This window comes from Pseudoxanthomonas sp. 97-1-1 (genome assembly GCF_057773125.1).
In genome coordinates, this window is the sequence record NZ_JBYMTJ010000001.1 from 26,126 (window position 1) to 39,865 (window position 13,740).

General features: G+C 65.9%; 14 protein-coding genes. 10 read left to right on the plus strand and 4 right to left on the minus strand.

Annotated features, from left to right (window positions below):
• Nucleotides 1-15 precede the first annotated feature (15 nt).
• Together lolA and AC3DET_RS00115 are read right to left on the minus strand one after the other, a co-directional pair.
• The gene (gene lolA, locus AC3DET_RS00110) at nucleotides 16-639 is read right to left on the minus strand and encodes an outer membrane lipoprotein periplasmic chaperone LolA (RefSeq protein ID WP_192201160.1); all 624 of its coding nucleotides are present in this window, start codon (nucleotides 637-639) and stop codon (nucleotides 16-18) included.
• Nucleotides 640-792: 153 nt separating this feature from the next.
• Nucleotides 793-3,156: a DNA translocase FtsK gene (locus AC3DET_RS00115; protein WP_337729791.1), complete on the minus strand. Its 2,364-nt coding sequence runs from the start codon at nucleotides 3,154-3,156 to the stop codon at nucleotides 793-795.
• A gap of 290 nt (nucleotides 3,157-3,446) precedes the next feature.
• Between AC3DET_RS00115 and trxB the strand changes: the two genes are divergently transcribed.
• From trxB to AC3DET_RS00145, 6 genes are all read left to right on the plus strand, one after another.
• A complete protein-coding gene (gene trxB / locus AC3DET_RS00120; protein WP_337729792.1) occupies nucleotides 3,447-4,400 on the plus strand; it encodes a thioredoxin-disulfide reductase in 954 nt (317 codons plus the stop codon).
• A 27-nt stretch (nucleotides 4,401-4,427) separates the two neighbouring features.
• On the plus strand, nucleotides 4,428-5,315 hold the full coding sequence (locus AC3DET_RS00125) for a metallophosphoesterase (protein WP_488390341.1): 888 nt from the start codon (nucleotides 4,428-4,430) through the stop codon (nucleotides 5,313-5,315).
• A gap of 9 nt (nucleotides 5,316-5,324) precedes the next feature.
• Entirely contained in the window at nucleotides 5,325-6,452 is a 1,128-nt protein-coding gene (locus AC3DET_RS00130) for a GNAT family N-acetyltransferase (RefSeq protein ID WP_488390342.1), read from the plus strand.
• Between the two features lie 41 nt (nucleotides 6,453-6,493).
• On the plus strand, nucleotides 6,494-7,240 hold the full coding sequence (gene aat, locus AC3DET_RS00135; protein ID WP_488390343.1) for a leucyl/phenylalanyl-tRNA--protein transferase: 747 nt from the start codon (nucleotides 6,494-6,496) through the stop codon (nucleotides 7,238-7,240).
• 86 nt (nucleotides 7,241-7,326) lie between these two features.
• Nucleotides 7,327-7,545, plus strand: coding sequence for a translation initiation factor IF-1 (gene infA / locus AC3DET_RS00140; RefSeq protein ID WP_055943174.1), 219 nt, complete (start codon nucleotides 7,327-7,329; stop codon nucleotides 7,543-7,545).
• Nucleotides 7,546-7,742: 197 nt separating this feature from the next.
• Complete coding sequence (locus AC3DET_RS00145; RefSeq protein WP_337729796.1) at nucleotides 7,743-8,105, plus strand: hypothetical protein; 363 nt, start codon at nucleotides 7,743-7,745, stop codon at nucleotides 8,103-8,105.
• A 68-nt stretch (nucleotides 8,106-8,173) separates the two neighbouring features.
• On the opposite strand, the gene clpA is transcribed toward AC3DET_RS00145, so the two are convergent.
• Both clpA and clpS read right to left on the minus strand, forming a co-directional pair.
• Nucleotides 8,174-10,453, minus strand: coding sequence for an ATP-dependent Clp protease ATP-binding subunit ClpA (gene clpA, locus AC3DET_RS00150; protein WP_446537110.1), 2,280 nt, complete (start codon nucleotides 10,451-10,453; stop codon nucleotides 8,174-8,176).
• A 149-nt stretch (nucleotides 10,454-10,602) separates the two neighbouring features.
• Nucleotides 10,603-10,923, minus strand: a complete 321-nt coding sequence (gene clpS, locus AC3DET_RS00155) for an ATP-dependent Clp protease adapter ClpS (RefSeq protein WP_192201152.1) — start codon at nucleotides 10,921-10,923, stop codon at nucleotides 10,603-10,605.
• 98 nt (nucleotides 10,924-11,021) lie between these two features.
• Here clpS and AC3DET_RS00160 point away from each other — a divergent pair, with 98 nt between their 5' ends.
• Genes AC3DET_RS00160 through hflD form a run of 4 tightly spaced genes read left to right on the plus strand, consistent with a single transcriptional unit; the run spans nucleotide 11,022 to nucleotide 13,689 of the window.
• Entirely contained in the window at nucleotides 11,022-11,504 is a 483-nt protein-coding gene (locus AC3DET_RS00160) for a DUF4136 domain-containing protein (RefSeq protein WP_192201151.1), read from the plus strand.
• Nucleotides 11,505-11,966, plus strand: a complete 462-nt coding sequence (locus AC3DET_RS00165) for an NUDIX hydrolase (protein ID WP_337729799.1) — start codon at nucleotides 11,505-11,507, stop codon at nucleotides 11,964-11,966.
• Nucleotides 11,963-13,081 carry a tRNA 2-thiouridine(34) synthase MnmA gene (mnmA, locus tag AC3DET_RS00170; protein WP_488390344.1) on the plus strand — a complete coding sequence of 373 codons (1,119 nt, stop codon included), beginning with the start codon at nucleotides 11,963-11,965 and terminating at the stop codon, nucleotides 13,079-13,081. Before AC3DET_RS00165 ends, mnmA begins: the two co-directional genes overlap by 4 nt.
• A complete protein-coding gene (gene hflD, locus AC3DET_RS00175; RefSeq protein WP_337729801.1) occupies nucleotides 13,078-13,689 on the plus strand; it encodes a high frequency lysogenization protein HflD in 612 nt (203 codons plus the stop codon). Before mnmA ends, hflD begins: the two co-directional genes overlap by 4 nt.
• Nucleotides 13,690-13,740: the final 51 nt, after the last annotated feature.

Sequence of the window (13,740 nt, forward strand, 5' to 3'; positions counted from 1 at the left end):
TGCGTGGCGTCCCGCTCAGGGGCCGCCCACGACATCCACGCCCTTGGCCGGTGCATACTTGAACGTGCCCGCGGCGAACGCGGGATTGCGCTTCCAGCCCGAGAAGCTGATTTCCGTGCGCTGGCCCACCGCATCCTTCACTTCCATCCTCACCAGCGTGCCGTTGGTGAACGCCAGGCGCGCGGTCTGGAAGCTGGCATCGCCTTCCTGCTTGGGCGTGAGCGTCAGCCACTGCTCGCCGCCCTGCCCCGTGGCTTCGGCGACCTTGAACTGCTGGTCCAGCTTGCCGGGGTCGATCAGCGCCGCCAGCGGGCTGTTCTCTTCTTCGATGCCCTGTTCGCGCACGGTGGCCTGCTGCAGGTCCGGGTCGTAGACCCAGACTTTCTTGCCGTCAGCAACGATCAGCTGTTCGTAGGGCTTGTTGTACTCCCAGCGGAACAGGCGCGGGGCGGACAGCGCGACGCGGCCATTCGAGGTTTCCTTGAGCTTGCCCCCCCCGTCGTACACCTTCTGGGTGAACTGCCCGTCCAACCCTTTCAGCCCGGTGGTGAAGGTCTTGAGCTCATCGCGGGCACCGGCGAAGGCGCTGGTGGCGAGCAAGGCGGTGGCGAGGATGGCGTAGCGTGCAGTGCGGAGCATGGTGCGTTCCGGGGTGAGGGACGTTGGGGCGGAGTGTGGCCGGGTGAAACTGAATGGGGGGTGGGCGCCCGGCTGTGGTGGGAGCGACGTAAGTCGCGATCGATCTCCGGCAGCGCGTCGTCGCGACTTACGTCGCTCCCCTAAAATCAAGCGTCAGCGCGGTGGCGGCGGCGCGAGGACCTGGCGGTCGCCGTTGTGCTCGGGTGGCGTCACCACGCCGGCCGCTTCCATGGCTTCGATCAGGCGTGCGGCACGGTTGTAGCCGATCTTCAAACGGCGCTGCACGCCGGAGATCGACGCACGCCGGCTCTCGGTGACGATCTTCACCGCTTCGTCGTACAGCGGATCGGATTCGTCGCCGCCACCGCCGCCCGACTCCGGAAGGCCGGTCGGCCCCACGACGATGCCGTCGCCCATGGTCTGGATCTCCTCCAGCACGCCTTCGATGTAGTCGGCGCTGCCACTGGCCTTGAGGTGTTCCACCACGCGGTGCACTTCCTCGTCGCTGACGAAGGCACCATGGATGCGCTCGGGCATCGCGGTGCCCGGCGGCAGATACAGCATGTCGCCGTGGCCGAGCAGCGTTTCCGCACCGGACTGGTCGAGGATGGTGCGCGAGTCGATCTTCGAACTGACCTGGAACGCGATGCGGGTGGGAATATTGGCCTTGATCAGGCCGGTGATGACGTCCACCGACGGGCGTTGGGTAGCCAGGATCAGGTGGATGCCGGCCGCGCGCGCCTTCTGCGCCAGGCGGGCGATCAGTTCTTCCACCTTCTTGCCGACGATCATCATCATGTCGGCGAATTCGTCGATGAAGATGACGATGAAGGGCATCGGCTCGAGCGGACGCGGGGCCTCGGCCAGGTCCGGGTTCGGCTTGAACAGCGGGTCCATCAACGGCTGGCCCGCGTCCATCGCGTCCTTGACCTTCTTGTTGAAGCCGGCCAGGTTGCGCACGCCCACCGCGCTCATCAGCTTGTAGCGGCGCTCCATTTCCGCCACGCACCAGCGCAGACCGTTGGCGGCCTCCTTCATGTCGGTCACGACCGGCGCCAGCAGATGCGGGATGCCCTGGTAGACGCTGAGTTCCAGCATCTTGGGGTCGATCATCAGCATGCGCAGGTCTTTCGGCGAGGCCTTGTACAGCAGGCTCAGCACCATGGCGTTGACCGCGACGGACTTGCCCGAGCCGGTGGTGCCGGCGACCAGCAGGTGCGGCATGCGCGCCAGGTCGGCCACGGTCGGCCGACCGGCGATGTCCTTGCCCAGCGCCAGCGTCAGCGGACTGCCCGACTTGTCGTATTCCTTCGAGCGCAGCAACTCGCTGAGGAAGATCATCTCGCGGCTGGTGTTCGGGATCTCCAGGCCGATCACCGACTTGCCGGGGATCACGTCCACCACGCGCACCGACTTCACCGACAGGCCGCGGGCGATGTCCTTGTCCAGCGAGCTGATCTGGCTGACCTTCACACCGGGCGCGGGCTCCATCTCGAAGCGCGTGATCACGGGGCCTGGATAGGCGCCGACCACCTGGGCATCGATGCGGAAGTCCTTGAGCTTGAACTCGATCTGCCGCGACAGGGTTTCCAGTGTTTCTTCGGAATAGCCCTTGGTTTGCGGTTTCGGATCGTCCAGCAGCGACAGCGGCGGCAGGCCGGATTCGTCGCCGCCGGTGCCGTGGAACAGCGGGATCTGCTGCTCGCGCTTGGCGCGTTCGCTCTTTTCCACGATGGCGGGCGCAGGCGGTTCGATCTTCACCGGCTCGCGCTTGGCGCGGGCAATGGCGTCGGTCTTGCGGACGGTCTCGCGCTCTTCGCGCATCGCCCGCGTCTGCTGCCATTCGTTGGCCTGCTGGCTGCCGCGGCGGAACAGGTCGGGCAGCATCAGCACGTATTTGCCGATGCGCTCCATCACGGCGAACCACGACAGTCCGGTCGCCAGCGTCACCGAGGTCAGGAACAGCACCAGCAGGAACAGGTTGCCACCCAGTCCGCCAAACAGCTTGAGCAGCGACTTGCCCACCAGCGTGCCGAGGATGCCGCCGGCTCCGGCGGAAAAATGTTCGGCCGGCACGCCACGCAGATGCAGCAGCCCCGTCGCCGAAATCAGGAAGCCGACCATGCCGATCAGGCGCAGCGCCGGCCCCAGGTCGGCCTCACCGTCGCCATCGGTATCCATGCCGAACAACGCGATCCACGCGACCGCGCCAAGGATCAACGGCAACAGGAAAGCCACGTAGCCGAACAGCCACAACAGCATGTCGGCGAGGTACGCACCCGCCAGTCCCCCCATGTTGTGGACCGGCGCGGTCAGGCTGCCGGACTGCGACCAGCTGGGGTCCTGCGGCGAGAAGGTGAAGAGACTGGCCAGCAGGTACAGCAACAGGGGAGCAATGGCGATCAGCGCCAGATCACGCCAGAGACGCTGCCTGCGGGGATTCGGAGGCGACGCCTGCTTGCGCGCGGCCGTGTTGCCGCCTTTGGATTTGCCGTTGTCCGGGAGCTGCTTCGCCACCTTTGGACCAGACCTTAGGAAATTTCTGTTAGTGATTGATAGTAAACGAATCATGCCCGACGCAACAGCAGGGGCATCCCGCCAGGGCGGACGATTGCGCTACCCCAGACAGCAAAAAACGCCGCGTGGCTGCGCAGCGTCTTCAATCGATCCGTCGGGCTTGCGCGTGCACCACCGCTTTCCACCCGCGCGCCTTGATTCGCCGGATACGCATCGCCACTCTATGGGCTTGCAGACGATGATCCAATTGCGTCGTTGCCTGCCCGATCACCCTCTTTTCGCGAGTATACATGAGCACTTCGAAGCACTGCCGCCTGTTGATCCTGGGCTCCGGCCCCGCCGGTTGGACCGCTGCCGTCTACGCAGCCCGCGCCAATCTCAAGCCCGTCGTGGTCACCGGCCTGCAGCAGGGTGGCCAGCTGATGACCACCACGGAAGTGGACAACTGGCCCGGCGATGCCCATGGCCTGATGGGCCCCGACCTCATGGCGCGCATGCAGGCGCATGCGGAGCGCTTCGAGACGGAGGTGATCTTCGACCACATCCATACCGCCGATCTGTCCAAGCGTCCGTTCAAGCTGATCGGCGACAGCGGCGAGTACACCGCCGACGCACTGATCATCGCCACTGGCGCCACCGCCAAGTACTTGGGCCTGCCGTCCGAAGAAGCCTTCAAGGGCCGCGGCGTGTCGGCCTGCGCGACCTGCGACGGCTTCTTCTACCGGGACCAGGACGTGGCCGTGATCGGCGGCGGCAACACCGCGGTGGAGGAAGCGCTGTACCTGTCCAACATCGCCCGCAAGGTTTACCTGGTGCACCGTCGCGACACCCTGCGCGCCGAGAAAATCATGCAGGACAAGCTGTTCGCCAAGATCCAGGCCGGCAAGATCGAGCCGGTGTGGCACCACACGGTGGACGAGGTGCTGGGCAACGAGGCCGGCGTCACCGGCATCCGGGTCAAGTCGATGCAGGACGGCAGCACGCGCGACATCGACGTGCACGGCTTCTTCGTGGCCATCGGCCACACGCCGAACACAGGCCTGTTCGAAGGCCAACTGGACATGAGCAACGGCTACCTGAAGATCCGCTCCGGCATCGAGGGCAACGCCACCGCGACGACGATCCCGGGCGTGTTTGCCGCCGGCGACGTGACCGACCAGCACTACCGCCAGGCCATCACCTCGGCAGGCTTCGGTTGCATGGCGGCGCTGGATGCGGAGCGCTTCCTGGACAAGGACGGCTGATCCGGGCCCCAGGGGAGAGCGCCAGGGATGGACAAGCTGCTGATCAAGCAGTGCCTGTTCTACGGCAGCTGGCTGGTCTGGCCTTTCCTGGCCTGGCTGGTGTGGCGCTTGCGCGAGAGGCGCGGGCGCTGGCTGGTTGCCCTGCTTTTGTCCGGCTGCCTGCTGTTCGCTTGGTCACGCTTCGTCGAACCACAGCGGATCCACGTACAGGAGACGGTACTCGCCGGCACCGGCGGGCAGGCACGCCTGGTGCTGATCAGCGACATCCATCTGGGCGTCTACAAGGACAGTAGATACCTGCAGCGGTTGGTGGACCGGATCAACACCCTGCAGGCGGACGCGGTGGTGATTGCCGGCGATTTCACCTACGAGCCTGCCGGCAAGTCGCTGCAACAGATGTTCGCGCCCCTCGCGGAGCTCCACCTGCCAACGTACGCCGTGCTCGGCAATCATGACCAGCAGGCGCCGGGGCCCGACATCGATGCAGAACTCCGTTCCGCCCTGGCGAGGCACAACGTCAGCGTGATCGAAGGCGAAACCGTCACCGTGCGCGGATTCCGTCTCGCCGGACTGGGCGACCGCTGGGCGAACAAGGACGATCCCGGCTTCCTTTCCGCCCTGCCCTCGACCTCCCCCACCCTGGTGCTGACCCACAATCCCGACAGCGCGATCGACCTCGATCCGGCCCGGGCGGCTCTGGTGCTTGCAGGCCATACGCATGGTGGGCAGATCCGCATTCCGTGGCTGTACAAACGCGTGATTCCCAGCCAGTACGGCTTCGATCGCGGCGAGCAGTTCCTGCGCACGCCCCATGGCCGCGTGCGCGTGTACACCACCGTGGGTACCGGCGAGATCGGCCTGCCGATGCGCTTGTTCAATCCTCCGACCATCGACGTGCTGGATCTGCGTCCGTAGCATCTGCCGATGATTGCGGTCCGTTTCCTTCCTTCCCTTGCCGACCTGCCGGCGCCCGCGTGGGACGCCTTGCACGATGGCCGCAACCCTTTTGTTTCCCATGCGTTCCTGCACGGGTTGGAAGCCCACGGCTGCCTGCGCGAGGAATGGGGCTGGACGCCTCATCACGCCACCTTGTGGGACGGAGAGCTGCTGGTCGCCGCAGCGCCGGGCTACCTCAAGGAAAACTCGCACGGCGAGTTCGTGTTCGACCACGCCTGGGCGCACGCGTACGCGCAGCACGGACTGGACTATTACCCCAAGTGGCTGGGCGGTGTGCCCTACTCGCCTGTCACGGGACCACGGCTGCTGGCATCGGATCATGGCCATCGCGCGTTGCTGCTGACGTCGATCCAGGACCAGGCGCTGCGGCTGAACCTGTCTTCCGCCCACATCAACTTCCCGACGCCCGTCGAGCACGCAGGCTTTCCGGACGACTGGCTGCCCCGCATCGATGTGCAGTACCACTGGCGCAACCCCGGGCACTGGTGCGACTTTGATGGCTTCCTGGCGGACTTCGACCACAAGCACCGCAAGAACATCCGCAAGGAACGCGCGAAGGTGCAGCGCGCCGGGGTGACCTTCCGTACCGTGCACGGCGACGAGGCCAGCGGGGCCGACCTGCAGGCGATGTTCGGGTTCTACCTGCGTACCTTCCGCGACTACGGCAACTCGCCGGCACTGACGCTGCAGTTCCTGCAACATCTCGCAACCTCGCTGCCGCGCAACCTGGTGATGTTCCTGGCCGATCATCAGGGCCGCACGATCGCAGGGGCGCTGTGCCTGCGCGGAGGGGACACCCTGTATGGCCGTTACTGGGGCGCGGAGAGCGTGCTGCCGGGACTGCATTTCGAGACCTGCTACTACCAGGGCATCGACTATTGCCTGCGCGAGGGATTGAAGATCTTCGAGCCCGGCGCCCAAGGCGAACACAAGATCGCGCGCGGGTTCCTGCCCGCCTTCGTGTACTCACGCCACTGGATCGCCCGTCCGGACTTCTCCGCCGCCCTGGCCGATTGGTGCGGGGAAGAAGCCTCGGCCGTGCGCCGCTATGCCCTCAGCCTGCAGGCGCATACGCCGTTCAAGCAGTGCGACTGAACCCCGCGCGTCGCGCCGGGTATGCGCCCTACAATCGCGACATGCGCCAACGGCCGTTCGTCCTGTCTTCCGATCCCCACGCGCCTTTCCCTCCCGTCGGCAACGCCATGCGCGAACCCGACGGATTGCTGGCGATCGGTGGCGACCTGTCGCTGCCGCGCCTGCTCAACGCCTATCGAAACGGCATCTTCCCGTGGTTTTCTCCGGGCCAGCCCCCGTTGTGGTGGTCGCCGGATCCCCGCATGGTGTTCCGCACCGACGGCGTGCGCCTGTCCTCGCGCTTCCGTCGCGACCTGAAGCACAGCACGTGGCAGATCCGCGCGGACACCCGTTTCGAGCAGGTCATCACCGCCTGCGCGCAAGCACCCCGGCCAGGACAGGAGGGTACGTGGATCACGTCCGGCATGCGCCAGGCCTACATCGATCTGCACCGGGCGGGGCACGCGCATTCGGTCGAGGTCTTCGCCGATGGCGCGCTGGTGGGCGGCATCTATGGCGTGGCAATCGGGTGCATGTTCTTCGGCGAGAGCATGTTCAGTGCCCGTCCGGGCGGATCCAAGGTCGCGCTCGCGGCGCTGGCCATGCGATTGCGGGCATGGGGCTGGCCGCTCATCGATGCGCAGGTGGAGAACGCACACCTGCGCTCGTTGGGCGCAATCCTGATGCCCCGGGAGGCGTTTCTTGCCGAGGTTGCCCAATGGGTGGCACACCCCTTCCCCGCCGAGGGCTGGACGGAGCGATTCGGTGTAATGGCGGCCCCGGAACTGGCGCAACCATTGGTGCCGTAACGGAATTTTTGCACCGGGAGCCCCGCAGGCGTACAATGCCCGGCTTCATGGCATCCGCCATCCCTCGCGGCACAGCACAGGCATACATGTCGAAAGACGATTCCATTGAATTCGAAGGCACCGTTGCCGAGACGCTGCCCAACACCATGTTCCGGGTCAAGCTGGAAAACGGGCACGAGATCATCGCCCACATCTCCGGCCGCATGCGCAAGAACTACATCCGCATCCTGACCGGCGACAAGGTGAAGGTCGAAATGACCCCGTACGACCTCACCAAGGGTCGAATCACTTATCGCATGAAGTAATGCGCGCAACTCTTTGATTTGAAAGCGGCCAATGGCCGCTTTCTGCGTTTATGCGCCCGAGCGTGCGGGCTGGTGCGGGTGCCGTGACTTCCGGCACCGGGTCGCTGGTAAGGACCACCAACGGCAGATTTGCAGCTCGGGACCGAGGCGTAGCGTGGCCGTGGCCAATTCCGGCTGCCAACCCGTCGAGCGGTGCCATGAATCCACGTCTTCTTCCCTTCCTGCTGCTCGTAGCGAGCCTGGTCCCCTTGGCGGCACAGGCGGGTGAGCCGGTGACCGCGTGCGTGAGCCTGGGCAACGACCAGGAAATCATCAGAGCCGGCGGCGGTGAGCAGTTCTATCTGCGTGACGGCCAGAGCCACTACCGTGTCGCATTCCGAAACAGCTGCGCCCCCATCACCATGACGCCCACCGTGGAAATATCCACGAAGGGCCAGGTGGGCCAGCTGTGCCCCCAGGACACCAAGGTGGTGACGAAGCGCGGGAGCTGCCGCGTCAGCATCGTGGAACAGATCACGGCCGATGAGTTCGCTGTCCGCAAACGACGCGCACGACAGTAAGGCGTCCGTACGGAAAAGGCGGCCCGGAGGCCGCCTTTTCTGACATGGCCGCGTGAGCGTCCGGCCGATTACACCGTCGCCGGCAACAGCCTTTCAGGTTCAGCCTGCGCATCGACGACCAGTTCGCCCTCCCGCACGTCGATGCTGACCCGGCCACCGTCCACCAGCTTGCCGAACAGCAGCTCGTCGGCCAGCGGACGCTTCACCTTGTCCTGGATCAGGCGGGCCATCGGGCGCGCGCCCATCAGCGGATCGAAGCCGTGCTGGGCCAGCCAGTCACGCGCCGCCGGGGTGGCGGACAGGCTGACGTGCTTCTCCTGCAGCAGCATTTCCAGCTCGATGACGAACTTGTCCACCACGCGCAGGATGTGCTCGAAGCCCAGCCCCTGGAACTGCACGATGGCATCCAGCCGGTTGCGGAACTCCGGCGTGAAGCTGCGCCGGATCACTTCCATCGCGTCGGTGGAATGGTCTTGGCGGGTGAAGCCGATGGTCCGGCGCGATGCCTGCGCCGCACCGGCGTTGGTGGTCATCACCAGGATGACGTTCTTGAAGTTGGCCTCGCGCCCATTGGTATCCGTCAGCACCCCGCGGTCCATGACCTGCAGCAGGATGTTGAAGATGTCGGGGTGCGCCTTCTCCACTTCGTCCAGCAACAGTACACAGTGCGGCGTCTTGACGATCTTCTCGGTCAGCAGGCCGCCCTGGTCGAAGCCGACATAGCCGGGAGGCGCACCGATCAGGCGGCTGACCGAATGCGGTTCCATGTACTCGGACATGTCGAAGCGCACCAGCTCGATACCCAGCTGCAGCGCCAGTTGCTTGGTCACCTCGGTCTTGCCGACGCCGGTCGGACCGGCAAACAGGAAGTTGCCGATCGGCTTCTCGGGATTGGCCAGGCCGCTGCGCGCCAGCTTGATGGACGAAGCCAGCGTCTCGATGGCCGGGTCCTGCCCGAAGATCACCATCTTCAGGTTGCGCTCCAGGTGCTGCAGCACGTCCTTGTCGGACGAGGACACCTGCTTGGCCGGAATCCGCGCCATCTTGGCGACGATGGTCTCGATTTCCTCGACGTCGATCAGTTCCTTGCGCGTCTCCAGCGGCAGCAGGCGCTGGCGGGCACCCGCCTCGTCGATGACGTCGATGGCCTTGTCCGGCAGCAGGCGGTCGCCGATGTGTTTCACCGACAGGTCCACCGCTGCCTGCAGCGCATCATCCGCGTAGGTCACGCCATGGTGCGCCTCGTACTTGGGCTTCAGCCCCTGCAGGATCTCGTAGGTCTCGCCCACGGTGGGCTCGACGATATCGATCTTCTGGAAGCGCCGCGCCAGCGCGCGGTCCTTCTCGAAAATGCCACGGTACTCCTGGAACGTGGTTGAGCCGATGCAGCGGAGCTCGCCCGACGCCAGCGCCGGCTTGATCAGGTTGGACGCATCCATCGTGCCGCCACTGGCCGAACCGGCGCCGATGATGGTGTGGATCTCGTCGACGAACAGGATGGCGCCGGGGATCTTCTTGATCGCCGCCAGCACGCCCTTCAGGCGCTTCTCGAAGTCGCCCCGGTACTTGGTGCCCGCGACCAGCGCGCCCAGGTCCAGCGAGTAGATGACGGCATCCAGCAGCACATCGGGCACTTCGCCCTCGACGATGCGCTTGGCCAGGCCTTCGGCCAGCGCCGTCTTGCCCACGCCGGCTTCGCCGACGTAGAGCGGATTGTTCTTGCGGCGACGGCACAACACCTGGATGGTCCGCTCGATCTCGTCGCCACGGCCCACCAGGGGATCGATGCGGCCCTGGCGCGCCATGTCGTTCAGGTTGCTGGCGAATTCGGTCAGTGCGTCGCCCTTGCCTTCGCCCTCACCGCCCTCCGCCTTGCCCTCGCCCTCCGGCTGTCCGCCGGCCTCGTTCTCCTCGCCCTGCTTGGCGATGCCATGGGACAGGTAGTTGACGATGTCGAGGCGGGTGACGTCCTGCTGGTTGAGGAAGTACACCGCGTGCGAGTCCTTCTCGCCGAAGATCGCGACCAGCACGTTGGCGCCGGTGACCTCCTTCTTGCCCGAGGACTGCACGTGGTAGACGGCGCGCTGCAGCACACGCTGGAAGCCCAGCGTCGGCTGGGTGTCGCGGCCGTCGTCTTCCGCCAGCCGCGAGACCGATGCTTCGATGGCCTGTTCCAGGTCCGCCCGCAGACGGTTGGCGTCCGCGCCGGTCGCCTTCAGGACGGCCTGTGCCGAGGGGTTTTCGAGCAGCGCGAGCAGCAGGTGCTCGACGGTCATGAATTCGTGCCGAGCTTCGCGGGCGCGCTTGTAGCACTGTCCGATGGTCTGCTCGAGGTCTTTGCTGAACATGGTTGCCTCCGGGGCCTATGCCGACAATATGCGGCTTGGCGGGCGGTTTTCCATCACCCTACCGGATTTCAGTGTTCAGGGATCGTTGCCTTGTGCCTCGCGGCGGTGCCCCCACACCGTATCCGACCCGGCCTACCCCGCCGGTCCCCTCAGGATTTCTCCATCGTGCACAGCAGGGGATGCTGGTTCATACGTGAAAACTCGTTGACCTGGGCCACCTTGGATTCGGCCACCTCGCGGGTGTACACGCCGCATACGCCACGACCGCGGGTATGCACGTGCAGCATCACCTGCGTCGCCTTTTCCAGGTCCATGACGAAGAACTGCTGGAGGACGGTCACCACGAAGTCCATCGGCGTGTAGTCGTCGTTGAGCAGCAGTACCTGGTACAGGGGTGGCGGCGCGACCTCGGGCCGGCTGGTCTCCACCATCAGGCCATGGTCGCGTTCGTTTTCGTTCTTTCGGGACATGGGCCAATTATAGGCGGTGGAGCCGGCCGTCGCCGCCCGCATGGACGCCATGCGTGACCCCGGCCACAATGCGCCATCCCAATACCACCGAGCCGACCATGAAACCTGCGCTGTCCCGACTGTCCTCCGCCGCCCTGCTGTGCGCCACTGCGATCGCGACGCCCGTGCTGGCGGCCGACGCCTCGGTTGACGCCCGGCTGACGGCGCGCGGGATCCAGTTCGAAGTGGACGCCGATGGCGATTACAAGGTCACCTACTCCTACAAGCAGGAGAACCGCACCCAGCTCGTCTTCGTGTCCGGACGCACCGAACACGTCAACGGCATCAGCATCCGCGAGGTGTTCTCCCCGGCCGGCCGCGTCGCCGCCGACGGCATCGATGGCGCCAAGGCACTCGCGCTGATGGCGGACAGCCGCGCCAAGAAGCTGGGCAGCTGGGAGCTGTCGGGCGACGTGCTGTATTTCGTCATCAAGCTGCCCGACAGCGTGGACGGCGCGGCGCTGGAAGCGGCGATGGACATTGCGGCGGAGACGGCGGACAACGAGGAAATCGAGCTCTCCGGCGAGAAGGACGAGCTGTAAGTGAGCTACCGGGAGGGACGCTTCTGGCAGCCTGACGTCACCGTGGCCACGGTGGTGGTCCACGATGGCAGGCTGTTGATGGTGGAAGAGCGTGCACAGGGTCGTCTGGTCTTCAATCAGCCGGCGGGCCACCTGGAACCGGACGAGAGCCTGCTGGAGGCTGCCCGCCGCGAGACCCTCGAGGAAACCGGCTGGGAGGTCGAACTGACCGCCTTCGTCGGTGCCTACCAATGGAAAGCGGAGACGGGGCGGCACTACCTGCGCTTCGCCTTCGCCGCCGAGCCGGTGCGCCACCTACCGGACCGCCCGCTCGACGACGGCATCGTGCAGGCAGTGTGGCTGACGCCCGCCGAACTGCAGGCACAGTCCGACCGCCACCGCAGCCCGCTGGTGTGGCAGGTCGTGCAGGACTTCCTGTCGGGACGTCGCTCTCCCCTGTCCACGCTGCAACAGATCGCATGAGCCAGCCACGCGTCATCGTGGGCGTCTCGGGCGGCGTGGATTCGTCCGTCGCCGCCCTGCAACTGGTGCGGCGGGGTGAATCCGTCGCAGGCCTGTTCATGCAGAACTGGGCCGATGATGGCTCCGGCGATTGTCGCGCCGAGGACGACCGGCGCGATGCGGTCGCCGTCTGCGGCCGCCTCGGCATTCCGTTCCACTTCCGCGATTTTTCGAGCGAATACTGGCAGGGCGTGTTCGAGCACTTCCTGGCCGAGTACGCCGCAGGCCGTACGCCCAACCCCGATGTGCTGTGCAATCGCGAGGTGAAGTTCAAGCACTTCCTCGATGCCGCACGCGACCTGGGCGCCGAGAAGATCGCCACCGGCCACTATGCGCGCGTGGACCAGCGGGATGGACGCTGGCGCCTGCTGCGCGGTGTCGACCGCGGCAAGGACCAGAGCTATTTCCTGCACCAGCTCGGCCAGGCGCAACTGTCGGCCACGCTGTTCCCGATCGGCGAACTGCAGAAGACCGACTTGCGCCATATCGCGCGCGAGGCGGGGTTGCAGACGCACGACAAGAAGGATTCCACCGGCATCTGCTTCATCGGCGAACGCGACTTCCGCGAGTTCCTCGGCCGCTACCTGCCCGCCAGGCGCGGCGAGATGCGCGATCCGCAAGGCCAGGTGATCGGCGAGCACTCCGGCGTCTTCTATTTCACCCTCGGTCAGCGTGAAGGCCTGCAGATCGGCGGTGTTCGCGGGCGCCCGCAGGCACCGTGGTATGTCGTGGGCAAGGATGTGGCCCACAACGTGCTGTACGTCGATCAGGACACCCAGAGCCCCTATCTGATGTCCAGGCGCCTGTGGACCGAGTCGGCGCACTGGGTTGCCGGCAGTCCGCCTGCTGGCCGCTTCGCCTGCACCGCACAGACCCGTTACCGGCAACCGGACGAGCCGTGCCAGGTGGACGTGCTCGATGACGGCACGGTCGCGGTTGAATTCACGGCGCCACAGCGTGCCGTCACGCCCGGTCAATCGCTCGTGCTGTATGACGGCGACGAATGCCTGGGGGGCGCGGTCATCGCGCGCACCGACGCACCTCTTGAAATGAAACTCGCGGAGCAAGCAGCTTGAGCAATCGATATTCCGACCGCGTGTTGGCCTTGGCCGGGTTGGCGCAGGCGCTCCACCAGGTCCGCCGCATCGCCGAAACCGGCCAGTCCGAAGGGTCGGCCGTGCAGGCCGCACTGGACAGCGTGTTCCGCATCGATGCCGCGTCGCCGGCGGACGTCTACGGCAGCGTGGCCGGGGTCACGCCCGGCCTGCGCGTCCTCCGCAGCTATCTGGCGAAGGACGCCCACGACGAGGCCCTGCCCCGCCTGGCGATGGCGGTGCTGCAACTGGAGCGTCGCTTTGTGCGCGAGAACGACACGGTGCATGCGGTCACGCGCGGCATTGGCGAGATCGCGCCACGTGCGGAACAACAGGGCAGCACCCATCCGGATGTGCTGTCCGCGTTGGGTGGGCTGTACGCCGACACCATCAGCCACCTGCGCCCGCGTGTGATGGTCCAGGGCAATCCGCATTACCTCGGTCAGCCCGGGGTGGTGGCCGAGATCCGCGCGATCCTGCTGGCCGCCGTGCGCTCGGCCGTGCTCTGGCGGCAGCTGGGCGGCACGATGTGGGATTTCGTTCTCGGCCGCCGGCAGATGCTGGAGGCGGTGGAGGACTGGCTGGCCTGACCCGGTGGAACGCGCAAGAAAAAGGCCCGGCATTGCCGGGCCTTTTCTTTT

Excerpts from the sequence above, each read along its gene's own strand:
- lolA (WP_192201160.1), bottom strand. The coding sequence starts at position 639 with ATGCTCCGCACTGCACGCTACGCCATCCTCGCCACCGCCTTGCTCGCC.
- trxB (WP_337729792.1), top strand. The coding sequence starts at position 3,447 with ATGAGCACTTCGAAGCACTGCCGCCTGTTGATCCTGGGCTCCGGCCCC.
- AC3DET_RS00125 (WP_488390341.1), top strand. The coding sequence starts at position 4,428 with ATGGACAAGCTGCTGATCAAGCAGTGCCTGTTCTACGGCAGCTGGCTG.
- AC3DET_RS00130 (WP_488390342.1), top strand. The coding sequence starts at position 5,325 with ATGATTGCGGTCCGTTTCCTTCCTTCCCTTGCCGACCTGCCGGCGCCC.
- aat (WP_488390343.1), top strand. The coding sequence starts at position 6,494 with ATGCGCCAACGGCCGTTCGTCCTGTCTTCCGATCCCCACGCGCCTTTC.
- infA (WP_055943174.1), top strand. The coding sequence starts at position 7,327 with ATGTCGAAAGACGATTCCATTGAATTCGAAGGCACCGTTGCCGAGACG.
- AC3DET_RS00145 (WP_337729796.1), top strand. The coding sequence starts at position 7,743 with ATGAATCCACGTCTTCTTCCCTTCCTGCTGCTCGTAGCGAGCCTGGTC.
- clpA (WP_446537110.1), bottom strand. The coding sequence starts at position 10,453 with ATGTTCAGCAAAGACCTCGAGCAGACCATCGGACAGTGCTACAAGCGC.
- clpS (WP_192201152.1), bottom strand. The coding sequence starts at position 10,923 with ATGTCCCGAAAGAACGAAAACGAACGCGACCATGGCCTGATGGTGGAG.
- AC3DET_RS00160 (WP_192201151.1), top strand. The coding sequence starts at position 11,022 with ATGAAACCTGCGCTGTCCCGACTGTCCTCCGCCGCCCTGCTGTGCGCC.
- mnmA (WP_488390344.1), top strand. The coding sequence starts at position 11,963 with ATGAGCCAGCCACGCGTCATCGTGGGCGTCTCGGGCGGCGTGGATTCG.